Source organism: Pseudonocardia broussonetiae (assembly GCF_013155125.1).
GTDB classification, from domain to species: Bacteria; Actinomycetota; Actinomycetes; order Mycobacteriales; family Pseudonocardiaceae; genus Pseudonocardia; species Pseudonocardia broussonetiae.
Map to the genome: position 1 here is coordinate 4,951,817 of NZ_CP053564.1, position 14,596 is coordinate 4,966,412.

Sequence of the window (14,596 nt, forward strand, 5' to 3'; positions counted from 1 at the left end):
CTGCGGCTCGTCTTCGCCGGCACCCCGGCCCCCGCCGTCCCGGCGCTGCGCGCGCTGCTGGCGTCGGACCGGCACGAGGTGGTCGCCGTCGTCACGCGTCCCGACGCGCCCGCCGGCCGCGGCCGCAGGGTCGCCCGCTCGGCGGTCGGCGCCGTCGCCGACGAGGCCGGCGTGCCGGTGCTCACCCCGGCGCGCCCGTCCGAGCCGGAGTTCCTCGACGCCCTGCGCGCGCTCGAGCCCGACTGCTGCCCGGTCGTCGCCTACGGCGCGCTCGTGCCCCGCGCGGCGCTCGACGTGCCCCGCCTGGGCTGGGTCAACCTGCACTTCTCGCTGCTCCCGGCCTGGCGCGGCGCCGCACCCGTGCAGGCCGCGGTCCGCGCGGGCGACGACATCACCGGCGCCAGCACGTTCCGGCTCGAGGAGGGCCTCGACACCGGGCCGGTGTTCGGCGTCGTCACCGAGGCCGTCGGGCCCCGCGACACCGCGGGCGACCTGCTCGACCGCCTCGCCGTCTCCGGCGCCGCGCTGCTCACCGCCACCATGGACGGGCTCGCCGACGGCACGCTCGACGCGCGCCCGCAGCCCGCCGAGGGCGTCTCGCACGCCCCGAAGATCACCACCGCCGACGCCCGCCTCGACTGGACGCGCGCCGCCGCCGTCGTCGACCGGCTGGTCCGGGCCGTCACCCCGGAGCCCGGCGCCTGGACGACGTTCCGCGACGAGCGCCTCGGGCTCGGCCCGCTGCGGCCCGTCGAGGGCGCCGACCTCAAGCCCGGGGAGCTCGCGCCGGAGAAGAGGCGGGTGCTGGTGGGCACGGCCGCCGGCGTGCTGGAGCTGGGCGAGGTGCGCCCGGTCGGGAAGCGCGCGATGCCCGCCGCCGACTGGGCGCGCGGGGTCCGCATCGAGGCGGGGGAGCTGCTCACGTGACCGAGCCTGCGAGGTCACCATCAGACGCAGCACCCGTGGGCACGGAAGCGACGAGCGTCAGCGAGGAGTGCCTGTGACCACTCGGGACCGCAAGCCCGGCGTCCGGCGGGCGTCCGGCCCGCCCCGGGGGCGTCAGGGCCCGGCGCGCCCGCCGGAGCCCGACCTGCCCCGCCGCGCCGCGCTGGAGCTGCTGCGGGCCGTGCGCGTCCGCGACTCCTACGCCAACCTCGCCCTGCCCGCGATCCTGCGACGCCACGAGCTGCGCGACCGCGACGCCGGGCTGGCCACCGAGATCGGTTACGGCACGCTGCGCGCGCAGGGCCTGCTGGACGCCGTGATCGAGCACTGCACCGACCGGCCGCTGGTCAAGGTCGAGCCCGCGCTGCTCGACGCGCTGCGCCTGGGCGCCTACCAGCTGCTGCGGATGCGGGTGCCGGCCCACGCGGCCGTGCACGCCACCGTCGAGCTCGTCCGCGAGGACTCCGGGTCGCGCCCGGCCGGGTTCGTCAACGCCGTCCTGCGCCGGGTCGGCGAGCACGACGAGGCCGCCTGGGTGGCGCGCCTCGCGCCCGACGCCGCCGAGGATCCCCTCGGTCACGCCGCCTTCGCCCACGCCCACCCGCGCTGGATCGCGCAGGCCTTCGCCGACGCGCTCGGCGGGGTCGGCGAGCTCGACGCCGCGCTGGCCGCCGACGACGCCCGCCCGGTCGTGCACCTGCTCGCCCGCCCCGGCGAGATCACCGCCGAGGAGCTGGCCCTGGCCACCGGCGGCACCGAGGGCCCGTACTCGCCCTACGCCGTGCACCTCGACGCCGGCTCCGGCGCGATCGGTGACCTCGACGCCGTCTCCGAGGGGCTCGCCGTCGTGCAGGACGAGGGCAGCCAGCTCGTCGCCCTCGCGCTCACCCGCGCCGCGACCAGCGGCGAGGACACCGGACGCTGGCTCGACCTGTGCGCCGGCCCCGGCGGCAAGGCCGTGCTGCTGGGCGGGCTCGCGGTGATGGACGGGGTCACCGTCGACGCCGTCGAGCTGGGGGAGCACCGCGCCGAGCTCGTCCGCAAGGCCGTCGACGGGCTGCCGGTCACCGTCCACCACGCCGACGGCCGCGAGGCCCCGCTGCCCGACGCCGCGTTCGACCGCGTCCTCGTCGACGCCCCGTGCACCGGCCTCGGAGCGCTGCGCCGCCGTCCCGAGGCGCGCTGGCGCCGCACGCCCGAGGACGTCCCGGGGCTGGCGAAGCTGCAGCGCGAGCTGCTCACCGCGGCGCTGCGCCACGTCCGCCCCGGCGGGGTCGTCGCCTACGTGACGTGCTCGCCGCACCTGTCGGAGACCGTCGGCGTCGTCACCGGGGTGGCGCGGCGGCAGAAGGCCGAGCTGCTCGACGCCCGGGACCTGCTGCCCGGCGTGCCGGACCTCGGCGCCGGCCCCACCGTCCAGCTCTGGCCGCACCGCCACGGCACCGACGCGATGTTCCTGTCGGTGCTCCGCAGGACGTGACGCGCGCCATACTCGCGCGGTGCCCTCGGCGCCGAGCAGGCGGTGTGGGTGGGGCACTCGTCGAGCGGCTGCATCGGCCTGCAGGCCGCGCTCGAGGAGCCGGACCTGATCACCGGTCTCGTCCTGCTGGAGCCGGCCCCGAAGCCGGCCGGCCCGTCGGCCGACGAGGTGAACGCCCGCGTGCTCGGCCCGGTCATGGCCGCGCTCGCGACCGGCGACGTCGCGGGCGCGGCGGACCTGTTCCTGCGCGGGGTGGACGGCCCCGACCACCGGGCGCTGCTGCGGGCCCGGCTCGGCGAGGACGCCCCGGACTGGCTCGTCCGCGACGCGGCCTTCTTCTTCGCCGACGAGATCCGCGCCGCGGCCGTCGACTGGGACATCGACGCGGTGACGGCCGCCCGGATCCGGGCCCGGACCCTGCTGGTGGCCGGAGCGGAGAGCCGGACGCCGATGTTCGCCGAGGCCGTCGCGATGCTGGCCGGGTGGCTCCCCGACGCGACCGCGGTGGAGCTGCCCGGCGTCGGCCACGGGATGACGCTGCAGGACCCGGCGGCGGTGGCCCGCCTCGTGGCGGACTTCGTGCGGGGGTGACCGCGGGACGCACGGGCGGGCCGTACGCTCGGCCCGTGCGTCCCCTGATCGCGCCCAGCATCCTCAACGCCGACTTCGCCCGGCTCGCCGACGAGATGGCCGCCGTCACCGACGCGGCCGACGGCGCCGACTGGCTGCACGTCGACGTCATGGACGCCCACTTCGTGCCCAACCTCACACTCGGCCTTCCAGTGGTCGAGTCGCTGCTGAAGGCCACGTCCGTGCCGCTGGACTGCCACCTCATGATCGAGGAGCCGGACCGCTGGGCGCCGGGCTACGCGGAGGCGGGCGCGCACAACGTCACCGTCCACGCCGAGGCCGCCGCCGACCCGGTCGCGCTGGCCAAGGACCTGCGCGCGGCGGGCGCGCGGGCGGGGCTGTCGATCAAGCCGGACACGCCGCTCGAGCCGTGGGTCGAGGTGCTGCGCCACTACGACACCCTGCTGGTCATGAGCGTGGAGCCCGGGTTCGGCGGGCAGAGCTTCATGCCCGAGGTGCTCGACAAGGTGCGCACCGCGCGGCGGCTCGTCGACACCGGTCACCTGACGCTGCTCGTGGAGATCGACGGCGGCATCAACGCCGACACCGTCGAGCAGGCCGCGGAGGCCGGCGTCGACTGCTTCGTGGCGGGGTCCGCGGTGTACGGGGCCGACGACCCGGGCCGCGCCGTCGCCGCCCTGCGCGACCGCGTGCGCGCGGCGTCACCCCACCGCGGCTGGACCGCCTGACGCACCGGGCGCTGCGCGGGGGATGATCCGGGTGGCCCCGGCCGTTGGCACGGGCAGGACGCGAGGAGGCGGCGGGGATGTTCACCGGCATCGTCGAGGAGATGGGCGAGGTCATCGCCGTGCGCGAGAGCGCCGAGGTGGTGGTCTTCACCGTGCGCGGGCCGGTCGTCACCGGCGACGCGGGCCACGGCGACTCGATCGCCGTCAACGGCGTCTGCCTCACCGTGATCGACCCCCAGGGCAGCACCGACGGCACGTTCAGCGTCGAGCTGGTGCCCGAGACGCTGGCGCGGTCGAGCCTCGGGGCGGTCCGCGAGGGCACCGCCGTCAACCTCGAGCGCGCGGTCCCGGTGTCCGGGCGCCTGGGCGGGCACATCGTGCAGGGCCACGTCGACGGCGTCGCCACGCTCGTCTCGCGCACCCCGGCCGAGCGCAGCGACGAGCTCGCGTTCAGCCTGCCGCCCGACCTCGCGCGCTACGTCGTCGAGAAGGGCTCCATCACCGTCGACGGGGTGTCGCTGACGGTCGCCTCCGTCGGGCCCGACTCCTTCACCGTGGCGCTGATCCCCACGACGTTGGCGCACACCACACTCGGCGCGCGGGCTGTGGGGGATACCGTCAACATCGAGGTGGACGTCCTCGCGAAGTACGTGGAGCGGCTGGTCGGCGGCTACGGCGGCGGTGCGGCCCGATGAACGGTGGAGATGTGGACACGGTCGCAGGTAGCACGGACGGCACCGGCAGCGCGAGCAGCGGGTTGAGTGGCGTCGAGGCCATCGAGCAGGCGCTCTCCGACCTCAAGGCCGGCAAGGCCGTGGTGGTCGTCGACGACGAGGACCGCGAGAACGAGGGCGACCTCATCTTCGCCGCCGAGATGGCGACGCCGGAGCTCGTGTCGTTCATGGTGCGCTACACCTCGGGCTACATCTGCGTGGCGCTCACCGAGACCGAGTGCGACCGCCTCGACCTCCCGCCCATGCACCACACGAACTCCGACAACTTCCGCACGGCGTTCACGGTCACCGTCGACGCGCGCCTGGGCGTCACCACCGGCATCTCCGCCTCCGACCGCGCGCACACGATCCGGCTGCTGGCCGACCCGGCCGCGGGCGCCGACGACCTGGTCCGCCCCGGTCACGTGCTGCCGCTGCGGGCCCGCGAGGGCGGCGTGCTGCGCCGCCCCGGGCACACGGAGGCCGCCGTCGACCTCTCGCGCCTGGCCGGGCTCGCGCCCGCCGGCGCGCTGTGCGAGATCGTGTCGCAGAAGAACGAGGGCGAGATGGCCCGCGGCGAGGAGCTGCGGATCTTCGCCGACGAGCACGACCTCACGCTCATCACGATCGCCGACCTCATCGCGCACCGCCGCCGCTTCGAGAAGCACGTCGTGCGCGTCGCCCAGGCCCGGATCCCGACCGCCCACGGCGACTTCACCGCCTACGGCTACGACTCCGTCCTCGACGGCATCGAGCACATCGCGATGGTCCGCGGCGAGATCGGCACCGAGCGCGACTCCGGCGAGGACGTGCTGGTCCGCGTGCACTCCGAGTGCCTGACCGGCGACGTCATGGGCTCGCTGCGCTGCGACTGCGGCCCGCAGCTCGACGCCGCGCTGGAGGCGGTGGCGCACGAGGGCCGCGGCATCGTGCTCTACATGCGCGGCCACGAGGGCCGGGGCATCGGCCTGCTGCACAAGCTGCAGGCCTACCAGCTGCAGGAGGCCGGGGCCGACACCGTCGACGCCAACCTCGCGCTGGGCCTGCCCGCCGACGCCCGCGACTACGGCATGGGCGCGCAGATCCTCGCCGACCTCGGCGTGAAGTCGATGCGCCTGCTCACCAACAACCCCGACAAGCGCGCCGGGCTCGAGGGCTACGGCCTCGCCATCACCGGCCGCGTGCCGCTGCCGGTGCGCGCGGTGCCCGAGAACCTCGCGTACCTGCGCACCAAGCGCGACCGCATGGGCCACGACCTGCCCGACCTCGAGGTCCCGTCGTGAGCGGCGAGGGGCGTCCGCTGCTCGGGACGCTGCCGGACGCGTCCGCGCTGCGGGTGGCGGTCGCCGCCACGAGCTGGCACGCCGAGATCGTCGACCTGCTGCTGGAGCGCGCCCTGCACACCGCGAAGGAGGCCGGGGCCGTCGATCCCACGGTCGTGCGGGTGTCGGGCACCGTCGAGCTGCCCGTCGTCTGCCAGGAGCTCGCGCGCACCCACGACGCGGTCGTCGCGCTGGGCGCCGTCGTGCGCGGCGGCACCCCGCACTTCGAGTACGTCTGCGACGCCGTCACGGCCGGGCTCACGCGCGTCGCGCTCGACGAGCGCACGCCCGTCGGCAACGGCGTGCTGACCTGCGACACCGTGCGGCAGGCCGTCGACCGCTCCGGCGGCCCCGGCGCGGCGGAGGACAAGGGCGCCGAGGCGTGCCTGGCCGCCCTGCACACCGCGGTGCTGCTGCGCGACCTGCGGAAGGAGCCGTGAGCGTGGCCACGACCGGCGAGCGGGTGACGGTCCGTCCCCTGCGCGCCGTCGTCATCTCGTGGGTGTCGGCCGTGGTGATCGTCGTGCTGTTCACGGCGATCGCGCTCGTGCTGCGCAACAGCGACACCGGCGTCTTCTTCCGACTCGCCGACCAGGTCGCGCTCGTGCTGATCGGGCTGTTCATCGCCGGCGGCTGCCTGCTCATGGCCCGGCCGCGGGTGCGGGCCGACGCCGCGGGCATCGAGGTGCGCAACGTGGTCGCGACGAAGCACTTCGCCTGGTCGGACGTGGAGCGCGTCGCGTTCCCCGACGGCGCGTCCTGGGCCCGGATCGACCTGCGCGACTACGAGTACGTGCCGGTCATGGCGGTGCAGGCCGTCGACGGGCAGCGGGCGGTCGACGCGATGCGCCAGCTCCGCGCGCTGCACGCCTCCGCGCGCGGCTGACCGCCGCAGCGACGTGGAGTTCGAGCAGATCACCTACGGCGTCGCCGACGGCGTGGCGACGCTGACGCTGCACCGGCCCGAGCGGCTCAACGCCTTCACCGCGCGCATGGGCGACGAGCTGCGCGAGGCGTTCGACCGCACCGACGCCGACGACGACGTGCGCGCCGTCGTCGTCACCGGGGCGGGCCGCGGCTTCTGCGCGGGGGCCGACCTCGCCGGGGGCGGCGGCACCTTCGCCCTCGACGGGTCGGGGGACGACGACCCGGACGCCCACCGCGACGGCGGCGGCCTGCTCACCCTGCGGATCTTCGAGAGCGCGAAGCCGGTGATCGGGGCGGTCAACGGCCCGGCGGTCGGCGTCGGCGCCACGATGACGCTGCCGATGGACGTCCGCCTGGCCGCCGTCACCGCCCGCTTCGGGTTCGTGTTCGCGCGGCGCGGCATCGTGCCCGAGGCCGCGTCGACCTGGTTCCTGCCCCGGGTCGTCGGCATCAGCCGGGCCGTCGAGTGGGCGGTGACCGGCCGCGTGTTCGACGCCGCCGAGGCGCTGGACGGCCGCCTGGTCCGGTCCGTCCACGCCGCCAACGCCCTGCTGCCCGCCGCCTACGCGCTCGCCGCGGAGATCGCCGGGAACACGGCCCCGGTGTCGGTGGCGATGGCCCGCCAGATGATGTGGCGGATGCTGGGCGCCGACCACCCGATGGAGGCCCACCGCGTCGACTCGTGGGCGATGGTGTCGCGCGGCCGGTCGGCCGACGCGGCCGAGGGCGTGCAGGCGTTCCTGGACAAGCGACCCGCCGACTTCCCCGACCGCGTCACCGGCGACCTGCCCGAGGGCTACCCCTGGTGGCCCGACCGCCCCTGGAGCCCCCTGCAGCCGTGACCCCGCACCCGTGAGTGGATACGAGTGCTGCAGCACTCGTATCCACTCACGGGGGGCGCACGTAGCATCGGGGCGTGTTGCGAGCGAAGCGGGACCAGGACCACGGCGAGGTGCGGCTGGGCGACATCGTCCTGCGCAACCGGCTGGTGACGTCGTCGAGCCTGCTGGGCTACGGGGTGGCCAACTCGCCGCTCCTGCCCTACGGGATGAGCCCCGTGTCGCTGTTCGTGCCGCTGGAGGAGTTCGGGGCGGTCACGACGCGCACGCTGACCGTCGAGCCCCGCGAGGGCCACTTCAGCACCCGGGACGACTACTCCCTCGGCGAGCTGCCCGGGCTGCTCCAGCGCTACGGGCGGGTCCTGCGCAGCACCGACGGCGGCTGGGTCAACGCGTTCGGCTGGTGCAACATCGGCATCGACGCCTACCTGCGCGACTACCACCCCCGCACCCGGGCCCAGCGCACGATCATCTCCCTCGGCGGGTTCTCGGCCGCCGAGTTCGTGACGCTGATCGACCGCGTGAACGCCGCCGTGCCGTCGGGGGAGATCGCGGCCGTCGAGCTCAACGTGAGCTGCCACAACGTCAACTTCGACTTCTCGACGATCCTGCAGGACGTCCTCGACGAGGCCGTGCCGCGCAGCCACCACCCGGTGATCCTCAAGCTCTCGCCCGACTACGACTACCTGCGCAACGCCCGGCAGGCCGCGAAGGCGGGGGTCTCGGCGCTCACGGCGATCAACACGGTCAAGGCGCTGCGCCTGGACCCGCGCACCGGCGAGCCCTTCCTCTCCAACCGCTACGGCGGCCTGTCCGGACGGGCGATCAAGCCGATCGGGCTCCGCGTCGTCTCCGAGCTCCGCGAGGCCGGCATCACGCTGCCGATCATCGCGACGGGCGGCATCCGCACCGCCGACGACTGCCGCGAGTACTTCTGGGCCGGCGCCGACGCGGTGAGCCTCGGCAGCGCCGTGTGGCTGGCCAGCTACCCCGGCTACGCCCTGGCGCCGCTGCGCGCGCTGCACGTTCGGCGCGTGCTCAACGCCGTTCGGCGCTGGGAGCCGGTCCCGCGCCGCGCCGTCGCGGCCGCCTGAGCCACCATCCCCGCCACGATGATGTTGCTCCGGAAGGAGTAGTGGCATGGCAGGAGAGCCGCGGCACGCCCCCGGCGGTGACGACCGGCCCCGGGCGGCCGACCGGCGCCCGCGGGTGGTGCTGTTCGACGTGTTCGAGACGATGCTGCAGGTCGACGCCCTCGGCGTGCGGTTCGTCGACGTCGGCAGGCCCGCCCACGAGTGGGAGCTGTTCTTCACCCGCACCCTGCGCGACGGGATGGCGCTGACGCTCGCCGGCGCCGCCCCGCCGTTCGCGGACGTGGCCCGCGCCGCGCTGCGCACCACCACCGGCCACACGCTGTCGGACGAGGCCCTGGACCACGTGCTCGCCGGCTTCGCCCACCTCCCGCCGCACCCGACGTCGAGCCCGCCCTCGTGGAGCTGGCCAGGGCGAAGGTCCCCACCTACGCCTTCACCCACGGCAACCCGAAGACGGCCTGCGACGCGCTGGACCGCGCCGGCCTGCGCACCTACCTGCGCGGGGTGCACTCGGCGGAGGCCATCCGCGCGTTCAAGCCCCCGCCGCGGGTCTACGACTGGGTGTGCGGCGAGGTCGACTCCGCGCCCGAGCGCACCGCGCTCGTGGCGGTGCACTCCTGGGACGTGCACGGCGCCGTCCGCGCCGGCCTGGTCGGCGCGCTGGCCACCCGGCTCGAGGGCCGGGTGCCCGCGGTGGTCGAGCCGCCGCACGTCAGCGCGCCGCGCGTCGACCTCGTGGTGGACCGCCTGCTCGCCCTGCCGGCCTGACCCCTCCTGCCCCTCACCCGCCCAGCGCGGCCGCGGGGGAGCGGGGCACCGCGGTGCGCCCCAGGTCGGCCCGGGACCCGGCCCGCGCGCCCGCGCCGTAGCCCGAGCCCGACAGCACCGACCGCCGCGCGCGCCCCAGGTCGGGGAACGCCTCCGCCCACGCCCGCTCCACCCGCTCCCGGCGGTCGGCGAGGACGAGGGCGACCGAGGGCCCGTCGACGGGCCACCCGGCCCCGGCGTCGGCCTCGGCCCGCTCGTGGGCCTCGGTGAGCCGGCGGTGCACCTCCACGGCGAACCCGTGCAGCCACGACCGCCGGTAGGCGGCCACGGACTCCCGGGCGTCGGGCGGGCGCAGCCGGACCAGCTGCGAGGTGGCCTGCAGCAGCAGCGACGTGTGCAGGAGCTCCGTGCGCGCCCGGTCGGACGCGTGCCCGAACAGCGTGACCGCCGTGACCTTGCCCCCGCCGGCGCCGTGCAGCACGCACCGGCAGCCGAACGCGCTCCCGACCCAGCCCAGCAGCCGTGCCTTGCCCGCGCTGTACGGGTCGTCGACGGCGACGCGGGTGGCGCCGATCTCGTCGTCACCGGGCCGCGCGCTGCCCAGCAGGGCCTCGTCGATCCCGTGCCGGGCCATCAGCTCCACGGCCTTGGCCGTGTAGGCGCGCGCCTCCTCCGCGGTGGCGGCGCGCTCGGCCTTGGCGAGCAGCTTGCGGACCGTGTCGAGCTTGTCGGCACCCACCGGAGGACCCCCTCGAACGCGTGTTCGTGTCGAGGACAAGGGATAGCACGGCACCCCGACAGGACGGGTGTCAGCCGTTGACGGTGACGCCCCACCGGTCGAACGTGCCCTCGTCGACGATCACCCCGTCGTAGACGCGGAGCTCCCAGGGTCCGGCCACCGGCTCGCCCACCAGCGGCGCGAGCGGCGAGCCCGGCGTCGCCGAGTCGAGGGTGAGCGCAATGGCCGGGCCGAGCCCCGCCTCGTACTCGGTCAGCACGACGGTCCGCCCCAGCGGCGAGCGCAGCTCGATCCGCAGGTCGCTGCTGATCGCGTGGGTGATGGCGACGTCGACGGCGATCCGGTCGACGGTGCCGTACCCGCCCAGCTCCACGACGTCGGTGGCGCCGATCAGGACGTCGTCGTCGGGGATGGCGATGGCCGGCGTGGAGGAGGCGGCGGCGGGCACCGCGGTGGGCGCGGGGGCGTCCTGCGCCGCGGGGTAGGCGGTGACCTGCCAGCTCAGGAGCGTGCCGGAGTCGGCACTGACCTCGTCGGACATGGTGAGCGCCCAGTCGCCGGCGACCGGGCCGCCCAGCAGGTTCGCCAGCGGCGACGCGGGGTCGGTCGTGGAGAGCGTGAGGCGGCCGCCGGTCGACCGGCGGGGGAACACGACGGCCTGGCGACCCGCGGGGGAGGTGAGGACGCCGGTGACCTCGGCGGGGTAGTCGTGCTGCAGGTCGAGCACGACCTCGAGGCGCCCGACGCTCGCGTCGCCCCCGTCGAGGGTGATCGTGCTGGTGGCGCCGCCCGCGGCGTTGTCCGGGATCACGAGCGGCGCGGTCGACGCGCCCTCGGCCACGGGGGTGTTCGGGTCGGGGGCGCGGTTGAGCAGGACGACCACGACGACGGCCGCCACGATCGCCACCGAGGCCACCACGGCGGCCACGACGATCCCGGTGCGCCGCCCGCGGCCCGGGTACGCCGGCGGGGGGCCGTAGCCGCCGTGGGCGGGGTTCCAGCCGCCCGGCTGCCCGGCGAACTGCTGGCCGCCGGGGTACTGCTGGCCGCCCGGGTACTGCTGGCCCGGGTACGGCTGGCCGTACTGCTGCCCCGGGTACCCCTGGTCGGGGTGCTGCTGCCCCGGGTACGCGGCCGCGCCGGGGTGCTGCGCCGTCTCCGCGTACTGCTGCGGGCTGCCGTACTGCTGCGGGCTCCCGTACTGCTGCGCGGCGCCGTACTGCTGGGGCTGGTGCGGGTCCGACCAGCCGGGCGGCGGACCCTGGGGCCCGCTCCCGGGCCACTGCGCCGTCTCGGGTGCCTCGGCCCGGGGCGCGGTCGACCAACCGCCCTGGTTCCAGCCGGGCTGGTTCGAAGCGGGCTGGGATGGTCCGTTCGGGTCGGTCATGGGGGAGCCTTCCGGGCGAGTCTGCGGTACCGATCATCCCTCGTCACTCCACGTCAGCAGTGCACCCGGACGGGGGACAGCATGCCCTGCGCCCCCGGGACGGGTCCCGGCCCGGGCGCCGCACCTGTCGGGGGGCCGTCCTACCCTGGGTCGGCCATGCCTGATCCCGCCAGCTACCGCCCCGCCACCGGGTCGATCCCGGAGGCCCCCGGGGTCTACCGGTTCTCCGACGTCCACGGGCGCGTCATCTACGTCGGCAAGGCCAAGAGCCTGCGCCAGCGCCTCAACTCCTACTTCGCCGACCTCTCCGGGCTGCACCCGCGCACCCGCCAGATGGTCACGACGGCGGCCCACGTGCAGTGGACGGTGGTCGGCACCGAGGTCGAGGCGCTCCAGCTCGAGTACAACTGGATCAAGGAGTTCGACCCGCGGTTCAACGTGCGCTACCGCGACGACAAGACCTACCCGGTCCTGGCGGTCACGGTGGGTGAGGAGTTCCCGCGGCTGCACGTCTACCGGGGGCCGCGCCGCAAGGGCGTCCGCTACTTCGGCCCCTACGCCCACGCCTGGGCCATCCGCGAGACGCTCGACCTGCTGCTGCGCGTCTTCCCGGCCCGCACCTGCAGCGCCGGGGTGTTCAAGCGGCACGGCCAGATCGGGCGGCCCTGCCTGCTCGGCTACATCGACAAGTGCTCCGCGCCGTGCGTCGGGCGGGTCGACGCGCAGCAGCACCGCGACATCGTCGACGACTTCTGCGACTTCCTCGCCGGCCGCACCGACCACCTCGTCCGCCAGATGGAGCGGCGGATGGCCGAGGTGTCGGAGGGGCTGGAGTTCGAGCGCGCCGCCCGGCTGCGCGACGACATCGGCGCGCTCAAGCGGGCCATGGAGAAGCAGGCCGTGGTGCTGGGCGACGGCACCGACGCCGACGTCGTCGCGTTCGCCGACGACGAGCTCGAGGCCGCGGTGCAGGTCTTCCACGTGCGCGGCGGGCGGGTCCGCGGCCAGCGCGGCTGGGTGATCGACAAGGTCGAGCCCACCGACACCCCTCAGCTCGTCGAGCGGTTCCTCACCCAGTTCTACGGCGAGCAGGCCGCACTGGCCGCCGAGACGCCGGGCGGGGGCAGCGACGACGCCCAGCAGCCCGTGCCGCGCGAGATCCTCGTGCCCGAGCTCCCCGCCGACGTCGACGCGCTCACCGACTGGCTCACCGGGCTGCGCGGCTCGCGCGTCGGCATCCGGGTGCCTCAGCGCGGCGACAAGCGGGCGCTGGCCGAGACCGTCGCCCGCAACGCCGCCGAGGCGTTCACCCAGCACAAGCTGCGCCGGGCGGGCGACCTCACTGCCCGCTCCGCCGCGCTGCAGGAGATCCAGGACGGTCTCGGCCTGGACTCGGCGCCGCTGCGCATCGAGTGCATCGACGTCTCCCACGTGCAGGGCACCGACGTCGTCGCCTCGCTGGTGGTGTTCGAGGACGGGCTGGCGAAGAAGTCCGACTACCGCCGCTTCGAGGTCAAGGACGCCGCCGAGCTGGGCGACGTCGCCTCGATCGCGGAGGTCGTGCGCCGCCGGTTCCGCCGCTACCTCGCCGAGACCGCCCCCGCGGGTCCCCGCGACGCCGACGCCGGTAACGATCCGGGCACTCCGCGCGAAGCCTCCGACGTCGGGGCCCGTCCGGGCATCGACCCCGAGACGGGGCGCCCCCGCCGGTTCGCCTACCCGCCCAACCTCCTCGTCGTCGACGGGGCGGCGCCGCAGGCCCAGGCGGCCGCCGACGTCCTCGCGGACCTGGGCGTCACCGACGTCGCCGTGTGCGGCCTGGCGAAGCGGCTGGAGGAGGTGTGGGTGCCCGGAGAGCCCGACCCCGTGATCCTGTCCCGCACGTCCGAGGGGCTCTACCTGCTCCAGCGCGTCCGCGACGAGGCGCACCGCTTCGCGATCGCCTACCACCGGCAGAAGAGGTCCAAGGGGATGACGAGCTCGGAGCTCGACGGCGTGCCCGGCCTCGGCCCGGCCCGGCGGGGGGCGCTGCTGCGCCACTTCGGGTCGGTGCGCAAGCTGAAGGCCGCCGACGTCGAGGAGATCGCCGCGCTGCCCGGTTTCGGGCCGCGCACGGCCGCGGCCGTGCTCGCGGCGCTGCACAAGGAGGGCGCGTGACCACCGACGAGGTTCCGCCGCCGAGCGGCTCGGGGATCGAGGTCGCGCTGGTCAGCGGCCTGTCCGGGGCCGGTCGCAGCACCGCGGCCAAGGTGCTGGAGGACCTGGGCTGGTTCGTCGTCGACAACCTGCCGCCCGAGCTGATCGCCACGATGGTCGACCTGGGGGCGCGGGCGCGCGGCGACATCACGCGCATCGCCGTCGTCATGGACGTGCGCAGCCGCGCGTTCACCGCCGACCTCGGCGCCGTCATCAAGGACCTCGACGCCCGCGGCTACCGCCCGCGCCTGCTGTTCCTGGAGGCCACCGACGCCGTGCTGGTGCGCCGGTTCGAGCAGGTCCGCCGCAGCCACCCGCTGCAGGGCGAGGGCCGGCTCGTCGACGGCATCGCCGCCGAGCGCGCGCTGCTGCGCCCGCTGCGCGAGACCGCCGACCTCGTCGTCGACACCTCCACCGTGTCGGTCCCGGCGCTGCGCGCCACCCTGGAGCGCACGTTCGGCGCCGAGTTCGCGCAGCACACGCGCGTCACGCTGGTGTCGTTCGGCTACAAGTACGGGCTGCCGATGGACTCCGACCTCGTCGTCGACGTCCGGTTCCTGCCCAACCCGTTCTGGATCCCGGAGCTGCGCGAGTTCACCGGCCGCGACGCCACCGTGCGCGACTACGTGCTGAGCCAGGAGGGCGCCGAGGAGTTCATCGACCGCTACCTGGAGCTGCTGCGCCTGGTCGGCGCGGGCTACCGGCGCGAGGGCAAGAGCTACCTCACGGTCTCGGTCGGCTGCACCGGCGGCAAGCACCGCAGCGTCGCCATCAGCGAGGAGATCGCCCGGCGCCTCGCCGGTGACCAGGGCGTGTCGGTCAACGTGGCGCACCGCGACCTGGGGCGCGAGTGAGCGGGCCGCCGAC

The 14,596-nt window shown here is 75.4% G+C and carries 14 protein-coding genes and 1 pseudogene; 13 read left to right on the top strand and 2 right to left on the bottom strand.

The window, feature by feature from the left end; genetic code table 11:
• The 11 genes and pseudogenes from fmt (at window position 1) to HOP40_RS36065 (ending at window position 9,407) form a co-directional block, all read left to right on the top strand.
• Window positions 1-927 (top strand): methionyl-tRNA formyltransferase, encoded by a 927-nt coding sequence (fmt, locus tag HOP40_RS24045; protein ID WP_172169021.1) that lies wholly within the window; start codon window positions 1-3, stop codon window positions 925-927.
• A gap of 73 nt (window positions 928-1,000) precedes the next feature.
• A complete protein-coding gene (locus HOP40_RS24050; RefSeq protein ID WP_172162232.1) occupies window positions 1,001-2,425 on the top strand; it encodes an RsmB/NOP family class I SAM-dependent RNA methyltransferase in 1,425 nt (474 codons plus the stop codon).
• Between the two features lie 33 nt (window positions 2,426-2,458).
• Window positions 2,459-3,016: pseudogene (locus HOP40_RS24055) on the top strand (alpha/beta fold hydrolase); the annotation flags it as partial.
• Window positions 3,017-3,060: 44 nt separating this feature from the next.
• Complete coding sequence (gene rpe, locus HOP40_RS24060; RefSeq protein ID WP_172169024.1) at window positions 3,061-3,744, top strand: ribulose-phosphate 3-epimerase; 684 nt, start codon at window positions 3,061-3,063, stop codon at window positions 3,742-3,744.
• Between the two features lie 77 nt (window positions 3,745-3,821).
• Entirely contained in the window at window positions 3,822-4,439 is a 618-nt protein-coding gene (locus tag HOP40_RS24065; protein ID WP_172162237.1) for a riboflavin synthase, read from the top strand.
• A 62-nt stretch (window positions 4,440-4,501) separates the two neighbouring features.
• Window positions 4,502-5,740 carry a bifunctional 3,4-dihydroxy-2-butanone-4-phosphate synthase/GTP cyclohydrolase II gene (locus HOP40_RS24070; RefSeq protein ID WP_240157825.1) on the top strand — a complete coding sequence of 413 codons (1,239 nt, stop codon included), beginning with the start codon at window positions 4,502-4,504 and terminating at the stop codon, window positions 5,738-5,740.
• Window positions 5,737-6,219 carry a 6,7-dimethyl-8-ribityllumazine synthase gene (gene ribH / locus HOP40_RS24075; RefSeq protein ID WP_172162241.1) on the top strand — a complete coding sequence of 161 codons (483 nt, stop codon included), beginning with the start codon at window positions 5,737-5,739 and terminating at the stop codon, window positions 6,217-6,219. The genes HOP40_RS24070 and ribH overlap by 4 nt, the downstream gene beginning before the upstream one ends.
• The gene (locus HOP40_RS24080; RefSeq protein WP_172162243.1) at window positions 6,216-6,665 is read left to right on the top strand and encodes a PH domain-containing protein; all 450 of its coding nucleotides are present in this window, start codon (window positions 6,216-6,218) and stop codon (window positions 6,663-6,665) included. The genes ribH and HOP40_RS24080 overlap by 4 nt, the downstream gene beginning before the upstream one ends.
• A 13-nt stretch (window positions 6,666-6,678) precedes the next feature.
• Complete coding sequence (locus HOP40_RS24085) at window positions 6,679-7,548, top strand: crotonase/enoyl-CoA hydratase family protein (RefSeq protein WP_172162245.1); 870 nt, start codon at window positions 6,679-6,681, stop codon at window positions 7,546-7,548.
• A 74-nt stretch (window positions 7,549-7,622) separates the two neighbouring features.
• Window positions 7,623-8,639, top strand: a complete 1,017-nt coding sequence (locus HOP40_RS24090; RefSeq protein ID WP_172162247.1) for a beta/alpha barrel domain-containing protein — start codon at window positions 7,623-7,625, stop codon at window positions 8,637-8,639.
• A gap of 396 nt (window positions 8,640-9,035) precedes the next feature.
• Window positions 9,036-9,407, top strand: a complete 372-nt coding sequence (locus HOP40_RS36065) for an HAD family hydrolase (RefSeq protein WP_172162249.1) — start codon at window positions 9,036-9,038, stop codon at window positions 9,405-9,407.
• Window positions 9,408-9,420: 13 nt separating this feature from the next.
• On the opposite strand, the gene HOP40_RS24100 is transcribed toward HOP40_RS36065, so the two are convergent.
• Together HOP40_RS24100 and HOP40_RS24105 are read right to left on the bottom strand one after the other, a co-directional pair.
• The gene (locus tag HOP40_RS24100) at window positions 9,421-10,146 is read right to left on the bottom strand and encodes a DUF2786 domain-containing protein (RefSeq protein WP_172162251.1); all 726 of its coding nucleotides are present in this window, start codon (window positions 10,144-10,146) and stop codon (window positions 9,421-9,423) included.
• 70 nt (window positions 10,147-10,216) lie between these two features.
• Complete coding sequence (locus HOP40_RS24105; protein WP_172162253.1) at window positions 10,217-11,533, bottom strand: proprotein convertase P-domain-containing protein; 1,317 nt, start codon at window positions 11,531-11,533, stop codon at window positions 10,217-10,219.
• 156 nt (window positions 11,534-11,689) lie between these two features.
• On the opposite strand from HOP40_RS24105, the gene uvrC reads away from it, so the two are divergent.
• Together uvrC and rapZ are read left to right on the top strand one after the other, a co-directional pair.
• Window positions 11,690-13,690, top strand: a complete 2,001-nt coding sequence (gene uvrC, locus HOP40_RS24110; protein WP_172162255.1) for an excinuclease ABC subunit UvrC — start codon at window positions 11,690-11,692, stop codon at window positions 13,688-13,690.
• Window positions 13,687-14,583, top strand: a complete 897-nt coding sequence (rapZ, locus tag HOP40_RS24115; RefSeq protein WP_172162257.1) for an RNase adapter RapZ — start codon at window positions 13,687-13,689, stop codon at window positions 14,581-14,583. The genes uvrC and rapZ overlap by 4 nt, the downstream gene beginning before the upstream one ends.
• The last annotated feature ends 13 nt before the right edge of the window (window positions 14,584-14,596 follow it).